This window comes from Nocardia sp. NPDC052112 (genome assembly GCF_040680135.1).
Classification (GTDB): Bacteria; Actinomycetota; Actinomycetes; order Mycobacteriales; family Mycobacteriaceae; genus Nocardia.
The window spans coordinates 132,165-151,765 of sequence record NZ_JBFAWD010000008.1; the positions used below are offsets into that span (position 1 = coordinate 132,165).

Genomic DNA, 19,601 nt, shown 5'->3' on the forward strand with positions numbered 1-19,601 from the left:
ACTTCAGGAGAATCGGATGTCCACTGCCAACTTTCCCGCCGACCTCGGCTACACCGTCGAGCACGAGTGGGTTGCCCTCACGCCGGGTAGCGCCCTGCCCGAAGAGCCCGTGCGAGTGGGGATCACCGCTGTCGCCACCCAAGCACTTGGTGACCTGGTGTACATCGATATGCCGAAGGTCGGTGCGACCGTGATTGCGGGCGAACCATGTGGTGAGGTCGAATCCACCAAGAGCGTCTCCGATATGTATTCACCTGTCACCGGCCGAGTCACCCGCATCAATGCTGCCGCCGTCGAAGATCCCGCCATCATCACCGCGGACCCCTACGGTGCGGGTTGGCTGTTCGCCGTGTACCCCACTGCCACAGGCGATCTGATGAGTGCTGCGGAATACGCGGAGATAAACCCGGAGTGAAGGCCGCTTTGATTCGCCGCAGGCGCGGAAGTGATGTTGTGTCATGACGATCAGTGTTTTCGAGCTGTTTTCGATCGGCATCGGACCGTCGAGTTCACATACCGTCGGGCCGATGCGTGCGGCCGCGATGTTCACCGACGAACTCCAGGCCCGAGATCTACTCAGCGACGTCACTGCTGTCCGCGTCGAATTGTACGGGTCACTGGCGGCCACGGGTGCCGGGCATGGCACCATGTCCGCGATCCTGCTCGGGTTGGAGGGGCTGCGGCCTGAATCCATCGAGACCGACGAGAAGGAACACCGTATCGAGATCCTGCGCGCCACTGGGCAATTGCGGCTCGGAGGCCGAATCCTGATCGACCTCGCCGAGGACGAGATCGTGCTGCATCCGCACACTGTATTAGACTTTCACCCGAACGGAATGACCCTGACCGCCTACGCGCGGGACGGACACGAATTGTGGACACAGACCTACTTCTCGGTCGGCGGGGGCTCGGTGGTCTCTGACGTCGACCAGGTCGCCACGTCGAAACCGGTGGATGACATCGAGTTCCGCACCGCCGCGCAACTCGTATCGCTCGCACAGGACTCCGGCCGATCGGTCAGCGCGGTGATGTTCGATTTCGAGCGGACACGCCGACCTGCCCATGAAGTGCGAAATCGGTTGCGGCACATCCGGGATGTGATGGTGCGCTGTCAGGCCAACGGAATCTCTCGTACCGGGTACCTACCGGGTTCTCTGCATGTACGGCGGCGTGCGAAGGACTGGTACGACAAGCTCAGTGCGCAGGACCCGAACCACGATCCCACCTTCGCCGAGGACTGGGTGAACCTGGTCGCGCTTGCGGTGAACGAGGAGAACGCCTCCGGCGGGCGGGTCGTTACCGCACCGACCAACGGCGCGGCCGGAATCATTCCCGCGGTGCTGCATTACGCTCTGAACTACACGGAGGCTGGCGAACGTGACCCCGATGACACCATCATCCGATTCCTGTTGACGGCCGGTGCGATCGGATCGCTATATGTGGAGCGCTCATCGATCTCAGGTGCGGTGGTCGGTTGTCAGGGCGAGGTCGGGTCCGCTGCCTCGATGGCGGCTGGTGCGCTGGCCGAAATCCTCGGCGGCACACCTGAACAGGTCGAGAACGCCGCCGAGATCGCCATGGAACACAGCCTCGGGCTAACCTGCGACCCGATCGGCGGACTAGTCCAAATCCCGTGCATAGAACGTAATGCCATTTCCGCTGGAAAAGCTATCAATGCGGCGCGAATGGCATTACGCGGAGACGGGACTCACCGCGTCAGCCTGGACGAGGTCATCGAAACCATGCTTGCCACCGGTCGAGACATGAGTTCGAAGTACAAGGAGACCTCGACCGGTGGGCTGGCTGCACAGGTCTCGGTCAACCTGATCGAATGCTGAGATCCGAACGTGAGGGCTACAGGATCCAGCGGCTGATCATAGGAAGTGGGGGCGAGTCGAACCGAACCGCCAGGATGCGGGTCACGGTCAACACGCTGGAGTGATTCGACGCACGTGATGCTCGTTCGGATACTTCGGCATACGACCATCGTTGTTACCTGAGCGGGTGGATTGCCCCATTAGCGGCTTCCGCCGGTTCTGGCCGAGGGACCTGAGGGGGTGGCGGACAAATGTGGGGGGTAAGCGGACACCCGACCACCACCCCCGATTTGCCCTCCCGATTTCGAGAAAAATGGTGTGGTTCGCATTTTCACCCCGAATGTATCGATCGCCTGGCCTTCGATGACTCGGGTTCTTGACGAGCCGGCAAAGGCTCTGGAAAGGGTTGTCGTTCGATGAGACGAAGCGCTTCGGTGGTACTCGATGGACTCGGCGATCCGGGCGCACTGCGTTGGCACGAGAACGCCTTGTGGTTTTCGGATTTCGCACACGGCACCGTGCACCGGTGGAGCGGAAGCGGAAGTGCCGAGACAGTTGTCGAAGTTCCCGGGGGCGCAGGGGGTTTGGGTTGGCTTCCGGATGGCCGCATGCTCGTCGCGTCGATGGACGGTGGTCGCGTCTATCGATTGGAAGCCGACGGCCGCCTGGTCGAACATGCTGACCTGCGCCGCCTGGTCGGTGGTCCGGTCAGCGATGTTCTCGTAGACGCGACCGGGCGAACGTACGTGGGGAACTATGGTTTCGACTACATCGAATTCGCACGTAGACAACCGAATTCGATGCTCTATGCCCCTCCTGGGCCTCCTCGGGCTTCCCTCGCCTATCTGGCCCCGGATGGGAGCCTCCTCGATGTGTCGGACCCGCTGGTATTTCCCAAGGGGTATCTCATCTCAGCCGATGGTTCGACCATGGTGATCGCGGAGACGATCGCCATGCGGCTGACCGCGTTCGATATTCGTGCCGATGGGACGCTCGCCAACCCGAGGTTGTGGGCGTCGCTCATTTCTCCGTCGCTGTGGCGGCTGCTGAACGACTCTGGGTTGGCGGGGCGGATTACCCGCCGGGTGTCGACCTTGCTCGACCGACCCGCGATTGCGAAGCGGTCCGCATCGCCTATCGCGCCTGACGACCTCGCCTGGGACAGCGACGGCAGGACAATCTGGGTGGCCAACACGCTCCGGGGTGAATGTGTCCGCGTGGCGGAGGGGGGCCGGATCCTCGATCGCATCGCGACATCACAGGCCACATCGAGTTGTTTGGTAGCGGGGCGGGACGGCCGTACCTTGTTCATCGCAACCGCCCCGGTGGACGCCCCAGATCTTGCACGTGAGCTGGGTGGCGGCCGGATCGAGATGTTCGGCTTGTGAAGCCGGTGCCGGTCTGTCCGCCTGACGTCGCTCGGCGTGCCGCCGGTCCAGCGCAGATATGCTCGGCGAAACTCACGGGCGTCGCTGAAGCCAATTTCGTGAGCAATCGCATGGACCGTGAGCGTTGATTCGCGCAGTAGTTCGGTGGCGGATTGCTCGCGTACTCGGTCGCGAACCGCGCTGAAACTCTGTCCTTCCGCAGTTAGTTGTCGGCGCAAGGTGCGCTCTGCGACGTGCAATCGTTCTGCGGCCTCCGACATACTCATCGGAGTGTGGAGATTCCGCCTGAGGAGGGCTTCGACAGCGCCGCTGACCTGGACACCGGAGTCCACGCCCAAAAGTAGGCGTTTGCATGCGTCGATGGCCGCCGCGCGATTCGGCTCATCGTGTGTGGCGAGCGGGTGCTGCAGGAATGCGGCCGGGAAGTGTATGCGGTTGGCGTCGGAACTGTAGTGAACAGGGCAACCGACGAAGCGACGAAATTCTTCCGTGTATATCGGTGCCGGGTAGCTCACCTCTACCGAGAGGGGCGTTCGACCGGCTCCCCACATCGACCGGACGAAGACGATGACGCTGCACATAGCTTCCTCCATGAGGAAAACTGTCAGCTCGGGATCGGGCGCGCGCTGGTACAGCGTCAGCGTCACCCGCTCGTTGCTGATGTCGGCGTCCAGGTCGACCAGGCTACCGCCGGCGCTGTGCAACTCCAACGCCACATGTAGTGCGTCGAGTCCCGAGCGTGAGGCCCGCATAGCCATACCGACCAGGCCGAATGACGTCAGCGTGTCGCGACGGCCCACTCGCATCCCGATCGGGCTACCAGGCATGGCGCGCAACGCACGCCGCAGGATGGTCGCGGCTTGCCGGTAGGACACCCGAATCGTCGGGGATGTGGTCAGTTCGTCGGCACCGACGCCGGTGCCGACGAACCATGATTCGACAGGTGTGCCGTCGTATCGGCCCACGTGCACCACGCCCGCGATAACAGTGGGAACGATGTCCGCGCGCGTAAGCGAATCGGCGGACAAATCAGACCTGAGTTTCCGGCAGCCGAACCACCATTCCGTCCATCTCGGCAGTTACGCGGATCTGGCACGTCAGCCGGCTGTTGGCGGTCAGTGGCGCGGGAACCCCTTCGAGAACCATTGCTTCGTTTTCGTCGGCCGGGGGGAGGAGGGGCACAATCTTCTCGTCGATATAGGCATGACAGGTTCCGCATGATGCGCACCCACCGCAATCGCCGATAACGCCAGGAACGACATTGTCGAGCGCCACTTGCTTGAGATTCTGGCCGACCGAGGCTTCCACGGTGTGGGGTGTCCCGTTACTTTCGACGAACCGGATGACTGGCATTCAACGTATCCTTTCGGCGGTGTCGCGATATTGCTTCGCAAGTTCTGTCAGCGAAATGTCGTCCCTGGCTGCGTCGGCATGAGTGACGGTGGCCCTGGCCGTGACGAGCGCTTTTCCGGCGATGAAATCCTTCGGACGATTGACCGCGTGCAAGGCGGTAACAGTTGCATTCCGCCGGTACAGCACAGAGAACGAATTCGTGGATGGGTCACCTCGCACGACAGCGGTGTCACCCGCGTCGGGAAGGCCGACCATCTGAAGCTTGTGGTCGTACTGATCGGACCAGAACCACGGCGGCAGGAAGCGCTGGGTGGGCTGACCACAGAGGGTTCTAGCGGCAATCCGAGCCTGATCGGTCGCGTTCTGGACGGACTCGAGACGCACATGACGCTCGAGGAAACCGTGCCGCTGCCGGGTGCAGTCACCCGCTGCGACAATATTCGGATCGTTTGTCCGTGCCATGGCATCAACGAGAATGCCGTCATTGCACAACAATCCGGCGTCGACCGCGAGCGCGTCGTTCGGAGTGATGCCCACCCCAGTCAGGACGATATCGGCTTCGATGATATTGCCATCGCTGAGTACCGCGCGGAGCCCATCTTTGTGGCGTTCGGCGGCAGTGACCGACACACCGGTCCGCAGATCGACATCGCGGCTTCGATGCTCGCGTTCAGCAAATGCGGACATGACTGGAGAGCATGTTCGAGACAGGACCCGCGGCTGACCTTCGACCACTGTCACTGCCGCTCCCATCTCCGTCGCGGCTGCCGCGACCTCCAAGCCGACGAACCCGCCGCCGATGACAAGGATCCGGACTCCGGGCTCGAGTGTCCTTCGCAACGAGATGGCTTCGTCCAGGGTGTGCAGCGATTGTCCGGTGACGTTTTCGGTGCCGAACCGTAAACGGCGAGGTTTGCCCCCTGTGGTCAGGGCGAGTTTGTCGTAGCGCAGCCTCCGTCCTTCGGACAGGACGACAATTCGTGATCTGCGGTCGATTTCGACGGCGAAGGTATCGAGTTCGACCTCGATGTCGAGGTTCAGGTAGGCGTGGGCGGCGCGAATGGGTAAGGCGGTCTCGTCAATCTTGTTGTGAATGAACGCCTTCGACAACGGTGGCCGCTGGTACGGCAGATGAGGTTCGGCACCGACGAGCACTACGCGACCTCTGAAGCCGTTTTGTCGCAGCGCAACGGCAAGCTCCGATCCGGCATGACCCGCGCCGACAATGACGATGGTGGTCATGTTCGGTTCTTCCGCCGGATGGAGACCGGCAACGCAGCCAGCTGGCGCATGCTGGTATGCGGGATCCATTCGTGGGTGCGCCCAGCCAATGTGATGTCAACGTCGGGGGACGTGAGCGCCGTAACAGCGGTCACGGTGAGCATTTGCACCACATTTCTACCCGGACACAGATGGACGCCGCCGCCGAAGGTCGCGCCGCGGATCTGCCGGTTGAGCCGATAGCTGTCGGCGTCATCGAAAACCAGGGGATCCCGGTTGGCCGCAGCCCAGGCCATGCCTATCGGTGTGCCGAGTGGGATGAATACGCCGTCGTATTCCAGGTCCTGCAACGCGATGCGATGCGACAGCATCAGCGGCGGCTCCAGTCTGGTGCCTTCGAGAAACGTGTTGGTGACGAGTGCTCGATTGCTCTGGACCCGCGCGCATGCCGATTGGTCGATCAGCATCCGGTACATGACGTTGGTGATGCCCACCCCGATGGTATGGAAGCCGTCGAAGAAGTTGGCCGCTACCAGTGCTCCGATGTCTTCGGGCTTTCCCTCGATATCCACTTCGTCGAGCTCATTCGCCATCTCGGCGAGCAGTTCGTTGTCACCGGCCGAGCGTGCCTGCCGGACTGCTTCGCCCACCATGTCCATGTAGATCGCGGCTGCCGAGTACAGGCGTCGTGATTGCTCGGGCGTGCGGGTGAAGGGGAAGCTCAGGCTCATTTCTTCCATGAGCCATTCGAGCTGCGTTGCCTGATCCCTGGTGAGTCCGAGCAGCTCCGACCAGAAACGAGTGACGAATCGGCTCGCGAACTCGCGGGAGAATTCGATCTCGTCGTGCTCAGCGGACTCGTCGACGAGTTCACGTACGAGACGTTCGGCTATGGGGGTGAACCGGCCGATTTGCCGCGGCATCAACTGCCGGGCGACGATCCTGCGGCTGTAGGTGTGGAGCGGGGGATTGCTGGTGAACACCTGATTCCGAAGGAATCGCCCGAAGCCCTCGACCTCCTCCGGATTCGGTTCCATACCAGAGCGACCGGGCTCGGTCGCGAAGTAGAGCAGGAATTCTGCCGGAATATTGCCGACATGTGGGTTTGCGGCGAGTGCCTTGACGTCCGTGTTTCGAATAACGACGAGGCTGTTTTCGGGGCCTGCGAGGAGCCCGGTCACCCCTTGGCGAAACAGGCTCTGTGAGGTCTCGACAATATCTCGCGACCAGTCCGGAACGAGGTCGTCCAGCGCGCGTAGATCGGTCACGGCCGCAAGCGAGCTGCGATCGATGGCAGTGTCAGGGTTGTTCCCTCGAGTTGGGTCCACGTGCGCTTTCCGCCTTTCGGTTGGTTGGGCTACGTCTGAGCGCCAGTACGTCTTGGTCCGATCGGAGTGGCGATGAGGCTGGAGATATCAGCTGCGATCTTCAGAACCGCGCGCTGTTGGCCGCGGGTGTGCCCGACATGGCGATGGAGACTCCGCGTCGTCAACGTGGCCAGTACCTCTGCGTAAAGCATGAAGCGCCTACCTGTACAAGTCAACCGTCTTGCACGATCGACTTGTACGGCCGACCCACTTCATGCGGAGTTCCGGCCTGTTCAGTTCGAATAGCTGGACATTCGACCTAGTCAAGGGTCCAAGACGCTGTGCTAATTTGGATTGTCAGCAACCGGAGTCCGAGGAGCGAACCAAATGGCACGCATGGCTGCGAAGGATCGGCGGGAAGTCCTCATCGACGCGGCGCTGCGGGTGATGACCCGAGAAGGGGTCGCGAAGGCGACCACTCGCACCATCGTGCACGAGGCTGGCATGAACCTGGGCGCCTTTCATTACTGCTTCGACTCACGCGAGGCCTTGCTGCACGAGGTGATAACCCGGGTCACCGATAACAGCGTGGCCAAGGCTCGCAAGGCCTTCGCGGCCGAGACGGATCTGCGGTGCGCCATTTCCAATGGGCTCCAGTCCTTCTGGGAAGGTGTCGAGTTGGCCCCAGGTGAACACCTGGCCGGATACGAACTTGCCCACTACGCGCTTCGTCAGCCCGGCATGGAGGATCTGGCGCGTCGGCAGTACGGGCATTTCCTAGAGGTGATCGAAGAGCTGTTCACCGAAGCGGCCGCGAGCGCAAATATTCAGTGGAATGTGCCTGTGTCCATTCTTGCCCGCTATCTGAATTCGGTTCTGGACGGATTGACCCTTTGCTGGCTTGTGGATCGTGATAGCGAACGATCTCGAGAGGTACTCGGTATGACCGCCGATTACCTCATGACTTTGGTCGACAAACCCGCGCGCACCGAAGCCGAGTCCACCACTGCGGTGTGACGAGCGGCGGTTCCCGCCGCCGCACGGCGGCATGGTGGCGAATGCTGACGAAGGTGAGGCGATCGATGATCGGCTGCGTCGTCCACCGGCGGAGGCCAACAAATGAAGCGAACCCAACCGGTGGGTACTGGCCCAACCTCGAGGAATTGTCCTCCAGCACTTCGTAAACGGAGCGTTGCAGGTGCAACCGGTCGCGATTCGACGAAATGTCCAGGTGTCGGCGCATATGTGCGCCCGGAGACCGCGCGTCCTGTCCGGCCCGGCCAAAGTGTCTCAGGATGCGTGGCGGCGAGACGGGTTGAGGTGTACGGGGTGCTTGCATTCGTGACTGGACTGGTCGAAGCGGTAGCTGTACCTGAGAGGCTTCCGGGGGAGTCCACCGTCAGTGCAACGAAGTTGCGACAGCTCCCGCTCCAACGTTTCAAGTCCCGATATTCATTGTGCCACGGCAGGTTTGGCCTGGTTCAATCGAACAAGTCGGGTTGCTCTGCGACGATCTGATCCCACAGCGGCCGGAACTGGAACCAGCCTGCCAGCGGGCCGGAGATCTGAGCGCGCACCATGCGAGCGGTCTCGGGGTCGATGGTTTTCGGCGTGCCCGCGCTCATGGCGAGCAACTGCGCTTGGCACGAACGCTCCATGGTGATGAAGTACCACGCGGCCTCGGCGACGGATGCTCCGACCGTGAGCAGTCCGTGGTTCTGGAGGATGACGGCCTTGGAATCGCCCAGCGCCACACCGATCCGACGCCCTTCCTCGGTGTCGTTGACAACGCCGCGGTAGTCGGAGTAGATCCCGTGGTCCTCGAAGAAGGCGCAGGCGTCCTGGGTGATGGGTTCGAGGTGGACGCCGAGGCTGGAGAATGCTTTGCCGTTCAGTGAATGGGTATGGGCGGCTGCCACGACATCTGGACGTGCCCGGTGCACCTCGGAGTGAATGCAGAAGGCAGCGTTGTTCACCGGCCGCTTTCCTTCCAACAGAGTTCCGTCATGGTCGACCAGGATCAGGTCGGAGACGCGGATTTGGCTGAACGACATTCCGAAGGGGTTGACCCAGAAGGCCGAGGGGTTCTCGGGATCGCGTGCGGTGATATGACCGGCGACGCCTTCGGAAAACCCGAAGCGTGCGAAGACCCGGAATGCGGCGGCGAGTTCTTGCTTCCGGACCAGGCGCTCTTCTTCGATGCTCAGGTTCTGAGCGGGGAGCGGGAGCGAGGTTCCCTCCGGCATCTGGCCGACCGATGCCTGCTGCGCAGCCGTGGGGATCAGTGTCATCTCGGTAGTCCTTTTCGTTTGTGAAATTCGATATTCGGCTGTCGATTTCGTGTTATCAGCGGCGGGCTTTGCCGTATACCGCCTTCAGTCCACGAAGAACCAGCCGATAAAAGGAAGGGGAGTATGGAATCATGTGGGGGTCGCGATTCATGGGGAACCGGTTGACCGAAACGGCTTGAAGTTTCGTGTACTTGCGGATCCCTTCGGCCCCGTGCCGGGCACCGAGTCCCGATTCTTTCCATCCGCCCATTGGCAGGCCGAAGGCCATGTAATTGGTCTGCGCGTCGTTGATCGTCACGCAGCCGGCTTCCAGCTGAGCCGCGAGCCGGCGGGCCCGCGCCATGTTTTTGCCGATAATCGAGGCCTGTAGTCCGTAGCGACTGTCATTCGCCAATTCGATAGCTTCTTCAGCGTTGTCGACCTTCATTACCGGCAGCGTCGGCCCGAATGTCTCCTCGGTCATGCATTTCATGCTGTGATCGACGTCGACCAGCAGGGTGGGCTCGAAGAATCGCCCCGGGCTGGTGAGTGTATGCCCGCCCGCGAGTACGCGGGCGCCACGCTCGAGCGCGTCCTCGATGTGCTCTTCGACGGTGGCCACCTGTGGGGGAAAGGTCATTGCACCTACGTCGGTGCTGCCGAGCCCGGTCGACTTTCCCAACTTCACTTCGTTGAAGCGCTCGTGGAGCCGGGTTACAAATTTGTCGTAGACGGACGCTTCGACGTAGACACGCTCGACCGAGGTACACATTTGGCCGCCGTTGAACAGCGCGCCGTGCAATGCGACGTTGACCGCTCGCTCCACCGACGCATCGGACAGCACGATTAGTGCGTCTTTCCCGCCGAGTTCGAGTGAGCACGGGATGAGCCGTTCACCTGCCCGAGCGGCTACGGCACGACCCGTTCTGGTCGACCCGGTGAACATCACGAAATCGGCGGTGTCGACGAGGGCTTGACCGGTGGCTCCGGCACCGGTAACGACCTGGAAGACATTTTTCGGCCATCCGCATTCCTTCGCCATCCGCTCCATGAGCAAAGCGGTCAACGGGGTGTACTCGGATGGCTTGAGCACCACGGCATTTCCCGCAGCCAAGGCGGGGATGGCGTCACCGAACGAATTGATCAGTGGGTTGTTCCACGGCCCGATGATCCCGACGACGCCGATCGGTTCACGGCGGGTGTACATGCTGCGGCCGATGACAAGGGGGGACAAGGAACGCACCTTGGTCTCGGCAAGTAAGCGTGGGGCTTGCTTGCCCCAATATGAGAACGCGGTCACGCAGTAGACGACCTCGATCACCGCGTCCTCTTCGGCTTTGCCGTTTTCCGCGACGATCGAATCGATGATTTCTTGCTGATGGTCGATGAACCATTGACGGCTGCGAGCGAACATCTGCCCGCGGGCACGTGGTCCGATGTCGGCCCAACCCGGCTGCGCACGCCTGGCACGGGCAACCGCGTCAGCGACCTGCTCCGCAGACGCGACCGATATCCGGCCGATCACCGCACCGGTCGAGGGGTCGTCCACCGCGATCTGTGTGTGACGGTCGTCGGTTGTGTCGATTTCTGTTCGGGTCATCAAAACTCCTGCCAAACGTTGACTCCGGTCTATCTAGAGTGAGATGGTCATGCGTACGAGTCAAGTGTTTGGGTCGATCGACCTACTTGACGGTATGGCCTCGCTTGGCAAGGAGCGACTTGAATGAAACGAACCGCATCTGTCGTGCTGGACGGCTACGGGATCCCCGAGTCCCTGCGGTGGCACGGCGGCGCACTGTGGTTCTCGGACCTTGCCCGCGGCACAGTGCACCGGTGGAGCGGCGAAGGAAAAGCCGAAACGATCGTCGAGGTGCCAGGACGCGCGGGCGGCCTGGGTTGGCTACCAGACGGACGCTTGCTGGTCGTGTCGATGGACGGCGGTGTCGTCTACCGGCTCGAGTCCGACGGTCGACTAGCGGTGCACGTCGACCTCCGCGACATAGCCGGCGGGCCGGTCAATGACATGCTCGTCGACCAGCACGGAAACGCGTACGTCGGCAACTTCGGATTCGACTACTACACCTACCAGCGCGAGCATCCGAATTCGATGCTGTATGTCCCGCCCGGCCCGCCGCGGACCCCGATCGCGTCCGTGTCGCCGACCGGCACCATAACTGGATTGACCGAGCCGCTGTATTTCCCGAACGGCTGCCTTCTGACCCCCGATGGTCGATCGCTTATTGTCGCCGAGACGCTCGCGATGCGGCTGACGGTTCTGCCCGTGCAGCCGGACGGAACTCTAGGTCGGCCGCGTGAGTGGGCTGGCCTCATAGCGCCGTGGATGTGGCGGTTGCTGAACCACCCAGGTCTGCCGGGCACGATCACCCGACGGGTCTCGGCCCTGCTGGACCATCCAGCTATTGCGAAGCGCTCTTCGTCCCCGATCGCTCCTGACGGAATCGCGTGGCACAGCGACACCGAAACAATCTGGGTCGCCAACGCGCTGCGTGGTGAATGTGTACGCGTCGCCGTGGGAGGCCGGATCCTGGACCGCGTGTCGACGAGCCAGAACACGCTGAGTTGCCTGGTAGCCGGACGAGATGGTCGAACGCTGTACGCGGCCACTGTTCCGACTGACGACCCTGTCGAAGCGGCCGACCTCGGCGGCGGCCGGATCGAGATATTTCGCCTCTGAAGCCGCCCAGGCGGATCTATTCATTCCGAGTCGATCGACTCGGACCCAGAGATCAGGAGACTACTTTGACGGTGAACCGAGGTAGCGAAACCGGACGGGTCATCCTCGTAACCGGGGCCGCGAACGGCATCGGTGCAGCTATCGCCACAACCGCGATCGCACGTGGGCATCAGGTGATGTTGACCGATATCGATGAGAAAGCTGTTCACGCATTGGCCCGCCATCTGGGTAGCCGGGCCGCTGGGTTTCACCTCGATGTCAGAGATCCTGCTGGCTGGGCGAAGGCGTTCGACGCCGCTGAAGCGAAGTTCGGCGGCGTTGACGTACTCGTCAGCAATGCGGGCATCATCCACACCGGAAATATGCGGGATCTGAGCCTCGAGCAGCACCGCCACGTCGTCGAGGTGAATCTCTTGGGCACCATAGCCGGGTTTCACACGGCAATCGGGCGCATGACATCGCAAGGTCGTGGCCACATCATCACGGTTTGCAGCATGACATCGTTCCTGCCGCTGTCCGGGTACGCCACGTACGGCAGCACTAAACACGCCGTCCGCGCCTTCCACCACAGCGTCGCTATCGAGGAACGCAGCAGCCCAATCAATTTCACCATCGTGCATCCGCCGTCGACTCAGACGAAAATGCTCGAACAGGAGAAGGCTGACCCTTCCTCTGTCATCGCTTTCGCCGAAAAAGCGCACACGCCGGAGGAAATCGCCGAGGTGGTCGTGAAGGCCATCGACACGAAGCCGATCGAAGTGGTCTTCCCTCCGTTTGCTGGCCGCTTCCAGCGAGTGGCCGGCGTATTCCCGTGGCTGATGCATCGGGTGCTTCCGCACGTCGAGGCCCGGGGACGACGTCAACGCGAGCGGCTGATGAAAAGCGAGACCAATCCAGACACGAACACCACTGTGTCCTAAGGAATGTCAGCCCCACGCCGGTTGGCTGGCGGGCGCCCAGAGGGGCTGAAACTTCAGAAAGGTGCAATTGTGACAACAGAGATAGCGGCTACGGGCCGACGAATGGGCTCGCTTGGACTGACACCCGATAGCGATCGTCGGATGGCCGAGCTCAACGAGGCAACCACGCATATCGATCCGCCCTTCGCAGTCGTGGACCTCGATGCGTTCGATGCCAACGCCGCTGAACTCGTCCGGCGCACGAGCGGAAACGCGACGATTCGACTGGCCAGCAAGTCTGTGCGCAGTCGGGACTTGATCGGTCGGACAACCAATCTGCCGGGCTACCAAGGCATTCTCGCCTTCACGCTGCCGGAGGCCCTGCTACTTGCCCAGGACCATGAGGACGTCGTCATCGGGTATCCGACCGCCGATACTTCAGCGTTGCGTGAACTGGCCGCCAGCGAGGAGGCCACAGCACGGATCACCCTGATGATCGACTCCACCGACCAACTCGACTTCATCGACGCCGTGGTCGGAGCATCTCGACCCGACATCCGCGTCTGCATCGATGTCGACGCCGCCCTGGAATTAGTTGGCGGACGAATCCACCTGGGCCCCTGGCGGTCTCCCGTCCATACGCCTGATCAGGCGGCCGCGCTGGCGCGGACCATCGTTCGCCGACCCGGATTCCGTTTGGTCGGTGTGATGTCCTACGAAGGGCAGATCGCCGGGCTCGGCGACAACCAGTCGGGATCACCGATCAAACGAGCCGCAATCCGTGCCATGCAGCACTTCTCGGGCCGTGAACTCACAGTGCGCCGCGCCGAGACCGTCGCGGCTATCACTAGCTACGCCGAGTTGGAGTTCGTCAACGGTGGCGGTACCGGCTCCATCGAGCAAACCGCCGCCGAGCCGGCCATCACCGAGATCGGTGCCGGTTCCGGTCTCTACGGTCCGGGGCTATTCGACTTCTACCGCCGATTCCGGCCTCGCCCCGCGGCGTTCTTCGTCATGTCTGTGGTGCGGCGCCCCACCGCAAAGATTGCCACCGTGCTGGGAGGCGGATGGGTTGCCTCCGGACCGGTCGGCACGGACCGTTTGCCGACTTTGGCCTGGCCCAAGGACCTTCGAATGAGTCAGCAGGAGGCAGCAGGCGAAGTACAGACACCGCTGCTGGGCCCGGCCGCGCTCGGCTTGACGCTCGGCGACCACGTGTGGTTCCGGCACGCGAAAGCAGGCGAACTGTGCGAGCGCGTGAACGACCTGCACCTCGTTTCCGGCACGCAGGTCATCGGCCAGATCCCGACGTACCGCGGTGAAGGCTTCGCCTTCCTTTGATTCACATCTACACCCATCCCGGAGCACCGAATTGACCGCCGAGTACGAATCCTCAGCATTCCCTGCACATTCCCCCTCGGTGGTATCTGCAGCACAAAAGCACCCCCAAGATTCCGCTGAACGCGTGACCCGCCCGTGGACCGCGATGTTCGGCCTTGCATGGCTCGGATATTGGGCCGCGAACCTCGTCCCGCTCCAACTCCTTATCCCCGAGCAGTTGGAGGCCATAGCCCCGGAATCGAAGGTCTTCAACTATGCCGTGATCAACGGAATTTCGGGTATCGTGGCGCTGATTGCGCTGCCGGTATGCGGGGCCTTGTGCGACCGGACACGCAACCGTGTGGGACGCCGTAGAACCTGGCTCGGCCTCGGAGCGGTGGCGTTCGCGTGCGGGCTGATCGCTACTGGCGAGCAGACCTCCGTCGTCGGACTCAGCGTGGCTTGGTCGGCGACCATGCTGGGCCTCAGCGCTGCCACCGCCGGATTGACCGCGACCATGGCCGACCGTGTGCCCGTCAGCCAGCGCGGCGCGGTCTCGAGTGCGATTTACGGCCCTCAGGCTCTCGGTGTGGCCGCGGGCATCGCGATTGTATCCGCATTCAGCCTTTCGTCTGCCGAAGGATATGTCGTGCTGGCAGTACTACTGCTGGCGTGTACCGCTCCGTTTCTGCTCGCCTACCGTGATGTCGCTTCAGGCCATGAACCGGTTCTTCACCTTGCGGCGGTGGCTCGGTCGATGGGGCGTTCACTCAAGAATCGAGAATTCTCGTGGGCGTTCACCGGCCGCCTCATGGTCAACCTCGCCAACTCTTTGGGCACCTGTTATATGTTGTATTTCTTGACCGACGGTCTCGAGGTGGCAAATCCCGAGAGCGCGCTACTAGGTGTCACTGTCGTGTACCTGCTTGCGGGGATATCCGCCACCGTAATCTTCGGCACTGTCTCCGATCGTCTTGGACGCCGCCGGATTTTCATCGCGGCCGCCGCCATTTTCGAAGCGCTGGCCGGTTTCCTGCTCGCCAGTCTGCCGAGCGTGCCTACCGTTGTGGTCACCTCGGCGTTGATGGGTGCCGGATTCGGCGCATACATGGCTGTGCATCAAGCCCTGGTCACCGAGATTTTGCCCGATGCGGAAAGTCGTGCCCAAGATCTTGGAATAATGAACATAGGAACTTTTGTGCCACCAACCGTAGCGCCGCTCTTGGCCAGCTTCATGATCACATCGTCGCACAGCTACCCCATGCTTTTCGCAGCCGTCGGTGTCACTGCTGCGATCGGTGCGGCGCTTACCTGCAAAATCCGCACTGTGAGGTGATGTTATGTAATATGAGCTTTTACCGCGACGACCGGTAATTCCGCTGAAAAATATTCAAAATCCTGAACCAGCCGTCGAGAGCGGTTCAGATCTGCCGGAGACTCTTCAAATCGGTACTGGAAATATTCGAATCCCCATTCTGCTTCTCCAGAACCATCCTGAGTCCCATTCCATCATTTATCGAGCTGGTAACACGACGTTATCACTTATCCAGAAGAGATCCTATGTACCGCATGTCACATGCCCACCGCTTCATGGCGTCCGCCATCGCTGCGGGCGCAATCATCTCGATAATTGGCAACTCGGCGGCATACGCTGCGCCGGAACGCCAACCGTCGCCTCTCCCAACGGCCAATGCCGATGCCTCTCTCGACGCGGTGAGTGCCGATTCGCCCACTCCGATCAGTCCCGATACGGCACTGGCGAACTGGATACACGTGGTATCGCAATCGGCTGTAGCTGCCCCTCTTACCATGGTTCACGTTGATGCCCCGGCGGATTCCTCTGCACTGCAGCCCGTTTCCGCCGAGCCGGTCCCGGTCGCGGCGAAGTCAGATGAGACCGACCCCCAGGCCGACATCAACAATGCGCTCAGTCAGGCGGGCAACGAATTCATGCTGGCCGCTACCGTGGGCAGCATGGCGGGCGGCGTTATCGGCCTTGTCGGGGGTTGCGTGATCGGAGCCGTCGTCGGCGCGATTGGTGGATGCATTCCGGGTATGGGTCTCGGAGGGGGCATCGGGACCATCATCGGCGGCGTCGTCGTTGGACTGCCAGCGGGAATCGCTGCGCTGGCACAGGCCTATAACACCCTGCACGCTGCTGGTGAGATCAGTTCCCCTGTGCCGCTGCCGAACTGACCTCCAGAAACGGTGACGGTTCGACCGCGCGGACGCTCCGGCCTACGCCCGGTGTGAGGAATGCCCGGCCGAGTGTACGTTCGTAGTGCATTCGGCCGGGCGTGAGCATCGCGCGCGGTACCGCCGCGCCCGAACTGACCGCCCTCTCAGTTGTGGTGTCGCGTCCCGCCGATGAGAGATGACCGCCAGTCGGAATCGGTTCCGTTGTCGTGCAGGTCGCGTCGGACCTGGGTTGCGGATCAGGCGATTGGTATCAATCGGCGATCTTGACTAGTTGTCTGCCGAGGTTGTCTCCGGTGAACAGGCGCCGGAGGGCGTCCGGCGCGTGCTCGAGTCCTTCGATGATGTCGACTTGGTTTATGAGTTTGCCCTCGGTTGCCCACCCCGCGAGCGCTTTGATGGCTGTCGGCGATCGATCGAGGTAATCGAAGACGAGAAAGCCGCGCATCGTGGCGCGCCGAATGATCAGATTGATGAGATTGGTGACCTCCGGCGGGGTGACGCAGTAGCCGGAGACCGCGCCGCAGAGCACGATTCGGGCTTCGTCAGCCAGATTGGCGAGCGCAGCGTCGAGGGCTGCGCCGCCGACGTTGTCGTAGAAGACGTCGATGCCGTCGGGACAGGTCTGGGCAAGCCGGACGGCCAGATCTTCGTTCTTGTAGTCGATCGCGTCGTCTGTGCCGAGTACATCACGTAGCCAGGCACATTTTTGTGTACCGCCGGCGATTCCGATGACGCGGCAGCCGTGGATCTTGGCGATCTGGCACACGATCGAGCCCACCGCGCCGGCGGCGGCCGACACGACGACGGTTTCGCCTGGTTGCGGGCGGCCGATGTCGAGGAGGCCGAAGTATGCCGTGAGCGCGCCGATCCCGAACAACGACATGGCGGTTATGGCGTCCGTGCCGGGCGGTAGCTTCTGTGGCGGGACCAAGCCTCCGAATGGCGACCCGTCACTGACCGCGTAGTCCTGCCAGCCGAAGACTCCGTAGACGAGATCGCCTGGGGCGAAGCCGGGGTGCTTCGAGGTCACGACCTCCCCAATCGCGCCGGAAGCCATGACGGTGCCGAGCGGGAGCGCCGGAATGTATGTGTCGAACTGCATCCAGGCGCGTTGGGCGGCGTCGCACGACAGCCACTGGTTTCTGATCAGGAACTCGCCGGGCCTTATCGCTGGAAGCGGGTCCTCATGCCACTGGAAGTGCTCGCGGCCGACCAGTCCGGTCGGCCGGGTAGTCAAAAGCCATGCACGGTTCTTTCCAACCATCATTGATCCTGTTCTGCGTCAACGAGCCTCGTGTGCCGGTGAGGCAATGCGACTCGTTGTGGCGATATCTCTTGTTCAGACTCGATGCAGGTTCATTCCGCAGTCCGCGATGATGGCGACTCCATTGAGCAGGGACGCGCTGTCGGATGCGAGATATGTTGCCAGGGAGGCGATTTCGCCGGGTGTGCCGAGCCGTCCTTGGACCGCGGTTACCATCTGCTCGAACGAGCCGCCGGTAATCGTCGCGAACGCGTCCGAAGACCCTTGAACCATGTTGGTGTCGATGAACCCGGGGCAGATCGCGTTGGCACGCACTCCGTACTCGCGCAGCTCGAGAGCCATGGCCTCGGTCAGTCGGACGATGCCGCCCTTGGTGCCCGAATAGGCGCCGAGCAACGGGAAGGCGGCCATACCGGCGAGGGACGCGATGTTCACGATGGCGCCGCCGCCGTTGATCAGGGCCGGAACAGCGTGCTTGTAGACCAACCAAGTGCCACGCAAGTTGACAGACACGAGGCTGTCGAAATCCTCTTCGGAAAGCTCGTGCAACGGGGAGAGAACTGCGATGCCTGCGTTGTTGACGAGGATATCCAGTCCCCCCAGTTCCGTGGTGGCCCTGGCGACAGCTGCGGCGACGCTCGTGCTGGAGCGCACGTCGCACGAGATGCCGATGGTGCCTCGGCCGATCTCGCCGGCTGCTGTGTCGGCGCCTTCGATGTCGGCGATTGCGACACGAGCGCCGGCGGCGGTGAAGGCTTCGGCGATGGCGCGACCGATGCCACGGTGTCCGCCGGTGATCATGGCGCGCTTGCCGCTCAGGGTTGGGCTCATCTTGATGTCTTTCTTTTCGGTCGGTTCGATGGTGTTGGGGGAATGGGGTCAGCCCACGGGGACGAGTGCCAATCGTTCACGCGCAGAGTGATATTCGGCCTCGAGACGGGCTACGACGGTGGATGTCGGGCGCACCGCGTGCACACCGCCGACTCCCTGCCCGGCACCCCAGATGTCGCGCCAGGCTTTCGCTTCGGTCATGCCGCCGGTCGCGAAGTTCATGGCCGACGGGTCCGAATTGGGCAGCGAGTCGGGGTCGAGGCCAGCGGCCTCGATACTGCCGCGCAGGTAATTGCCGTGCACACCGGTGAAGAGGTTCGAGTAGACGATGTCGGCGGCGGTGGAATCCACCATCATCCGCTTGTATTCGGCAGCGGCATTGGCCTCCTCGGTAGCGATGAACAGTGATCCGATGTAGGCAAGGTCCGCGCCGACGGCTTGTGCCGCAAGGATCGCGTTGCCGTTGGTGATCGCACCGGACAGCGCGAGTGGTCCGTCGAACCAGGTCCGGATTTCTTGGATCAGTGCGAACGGCGACTGTTTCCCGGCGTGGCCACCCGCCCCGGCGGCGACCGCGATGAGACCATCGGCACCTTTGTCGACCGCCTTGCGGGCGAAGGAATCATTGATCACGTCATGCAGCACGATGCCGCCGTAATCATGGATGCGTTCGTTGACCGCGGGCAGTGCGCCGAGCGAAGTGATCACGATCGGAACCCGGAATTCCTCCAGGACCGCGAGATCGGCGTGAAGGCGATCGTTGGTCTTGTGAACGATGAGGTTTACCGCGAACGGTGCACTGGGTGAGTCCGGATTCTTGGCATCATGTTCGGCGAGCGCGTCGGTGATCTGCGCGAGCCAGTTCCGAAACTCCGGCTGTGGACGTGCATTCAATGACGGAAACGACCCGACTATTCCCGAAACCGACTGCGCGATAACCAGTTCAGGGCACGAAATGATGAACAACGGAGATGCGATGACCGGCAGACGCAATCGGTCTCCAAGTATGGGGGGCACGCTCATGAAAGCTCCTGGAT

The 19,601-nt window shown here is 62.1% G+C and carries 17 protein-coding genes and 1 pseudogene; 9 read left to right on the forward strand and 9 right to left on the reverse strand.

All coding sequences use genetic code 11. The annotated features are described in order from the left end of the window. Positions 1-16 precede the first annotated feature (16 nt). The 3 genes from AB0L58_RS17890 (at position 17) to AB0L58_RS17900 (ending at position 3,205) form a co-directional block, all read left to right on the forward strand. On the forward strand, positions 17-415 hold the full coding sequence (locus AB0L58_RS17890; protein WP_364387853.1) for a glycine cleavage system H protein: 399 nt from the start codon (positions 17-19) through the stop codon (positions 413-415). 43 nt (positions 416-458) lie between these two features. Further along, a complete protein-coding gene (locus AB0L58_RS17895; protein ID WP_364387855.1) occupies positions 459-1,838 on the forward strand; it encodes an L-serine ammonia-lyase in 1,380 nt (459 codons plus the stop codon). A gap of 395 nt (positions 1,839-2,233) precedes the next feature. Further along, positions 2,234-3,205, forward strand: a complete 972-nt coding sequence (locus AB0L58_RS17900; protein WP_364387857.1) for an SMP-30/gluconolactonase/LRE family protein — start codon at positions 2,234-2,236, stop codon at positions 3,203-3,205. A gap of 29 nt (positions 3,206-3,234) precedes the next feature. Here the strand turns inward: AB0L58_RS17900 and AB0L58_RS17905 are convergent. The 4 genes and pseudogenes from AB0L58_RS17905 to AB0L58_RS17920 all read right to left on the reverse strand — a co-directional run. Next, positions 3,235-4,179, reverse strand: a pseudogene (locus tag AB0L58_RS17905) (AraC family transcriptional regulator); the annotation flags it as partial. Between the two features lie 55 nt (positions 4,180-4,234). Next, positions 4,235-4,558, reverse strand: coding sequence for a 2Fe-2S iron-sulfur cluster-binding protein (locus AB0L58_RS17910; protein ID WP_364387859.1), 324 nt, complete (start codon positions 4,556-4,558; stop codon positions 4,235-4,237). After that, a complete protein-coding gene (locus AB0L58_RS17915) occupies positions 4,559-5,800 on the reverse strand; it encodes an FAD-dependent oxidoreductase (RefSeq protein WP_364387861.1) in 1,242 nt (413 codons plus the stop codon). Next, positions 5,797-7,047 (reverse strand): cytochrome P450, encoded by a 1,251-nt coding sequence (locus AB0L58_RS17920; protein WP_364387863.1) that lies wholly within the window; start codon positions 7,045-7,047, stop codon positions 5,797-5,799. The genes AB0L58_RS17915 and AB0L58_RS17920 overlap by 4 nt, the downstream gene beginning before the upstream one ends. Before the next feature lie 426 nt (positions 7,048-7,473). Between AB0L58_RS17920 and AB0L58_RS17925 the strand changes: the two genes are divergently transcribed. Next, on the forward strand, positions 7,474-8,103 hold the full coding sequence (locus tag AB0L58_RS17925; protein ID WP_364387865.1) for a TetR family transcriptional regulator: 630 nt from the start codon (positions 7,474-7,476) through the stop codon (positions 8,101-8,103). A 464-nt stretch (positions 8,104-8,567) separates the two neighbouring features. Here the strand turns inward: AB0L58_RS17925 and AB0L58_RS17930 are convergent, their stop codons facing one another. Both AB0L58_RS17930 and AB0L58_RS17935 read right to left on the reverse strand, forming a co-directional pair. Further along, entirely contained in the window at positions 8,568-9,377 is an 810-nt protein-coding gene (locus AB0L58_RS17930) for a class II aldolase/adducin family protein (protein WP_364387867.1), read from the reverse strand. Between the two features lie 55 nt (positions 9,378-9,432). Next, positions 9,433-10,956 carry a succinic semialdehyde dehydrogenase gene (locus AB0L58_RS17935; RefSeq protein ID WP_364387869.1) on the reverse strand — a complete coding sequence of 508 codons (1,524 nt, stop codon included), beginning with the start codon at positions 10,954-10,956 and terminating at the stop codon, positions 9,433-9,435. A 123-nt stretch (positions 10,957-11,079) separates the two neighbouring features. Here AB0L58_RS17935 and AB0L58_RS17940 point away from each other — a divergent pair, with 123 nt between their 5' ends. From AB0L58_RS17940 to AB0L58_RS17960, 5 genes are all read left to right on the forward strand, one after another. Next, a complete protein-coding gene (locus AB0L58_RS17940; RefSeq protein WP_364387871.1) occupies positions 11,080-12,051 on the forward strand; it encodes an SMP-30/gluconolactonase/LRE family protein in 972 nt (323 codons plus the stop codon). Between the two features lie 71 nt (positions 12,052-12,122). Next, positions 12,123-12,971 (forward strand): SDR family oxidoreductase, encoded by an 849-nt coding sequence (locus AB0L58_RS17945; RefSeq protein WP_364388256.1) that lies wholly within the window; start codon positions 12,123-12,125, stop codon positions 12,969-12,971. A gap of 141 nt (positions 12,972-13,112) precedes the next feature. Next, positions 13,113-14,291: an amino acid deaminase/aldolase gene (locus AB0L58_RS17950; protein WP_364387873.1), complete on the forward strand. Its 1,179-nt coding sequence runs from the start codon at positions 13,113-13,115 to the stop codon at positions 14,289-14,291. 31 nt (positions 14,292-14,322) lie between these two features. Further along, complete coding sequence (locus tag AB0L58_RS17955) at positions 14,323-15,606, forward strand: MFS transporter (RefSeq protein ID WP_364387875.1); 1,284 nt, start codon at positions 14,323-14,325, stop codon at positions 15,604-15,606. Positions 15,607-15,839: 233 nt separating this feature from the next. After that, positions 15,840-16,466 (forward strand): hypothetical protein, encoded by a 627-nt coding sequence (locus AB0L58_RS17960; RefSeq protein ID WP_364387877.1) that lies wholly within the window; start codon positions 15,840-15,842, stop codon positions 16,464-16,466. Between the two features lie 253 nt (positions 16,467-16,719). Here the strand turns inward: AB0L58_RS17960 and AB0L58_RS17965 are convergent, their stop codons facing one another. The 3 genes from AB0L58_RS17965 to AB0L58_RS17975 all read right to left on the reverse strand — a co-directional run bounded on the left by AB0L58_RS17965 (position 16,720) and on the right by AB0L58_RS17975 (position 19,587). Then, positions 16,720-17,736 carry an NADP-dependent oxidoreductase gene (locus tag AB0L58_RS17965; RefSeq protein ID WP_364387879.1) on the reverse strand — a complete coding sequence of 339 codons (1,017 nt, stop codon included), beginning with the start codon at positions 17,734-17,736 and terminating at the stop codon, positions 16,720-16,722. Between the two features lie 72 nt (positions 17,737-17,808). Continuing rightward, entirely contained in the window at positions 17,809-18,534 is a 726-nt protein-coding gene (locus AB0L58_RS17970) for an SDR family NAD(P)-dependent oxidoreductase (protein ID WP_364387881.1), read from the reverse strand. A gap of 78 nt (positions 18,535-18,612) precedes the next feature. Next, positions 18,613-19,587 (reverse strand): nitronate monooxygenase family protein, encoded by a 975-nt coding sequence (locus AB0L58_RS17975; protein WP_364387883.1) that lies wholly within the window; start codon positions 19,585-19,587, stop codon positions 18,613-18,615. Between the last annotated feature and the right edge of the window lie 14 nt (positions 19,588-19,601).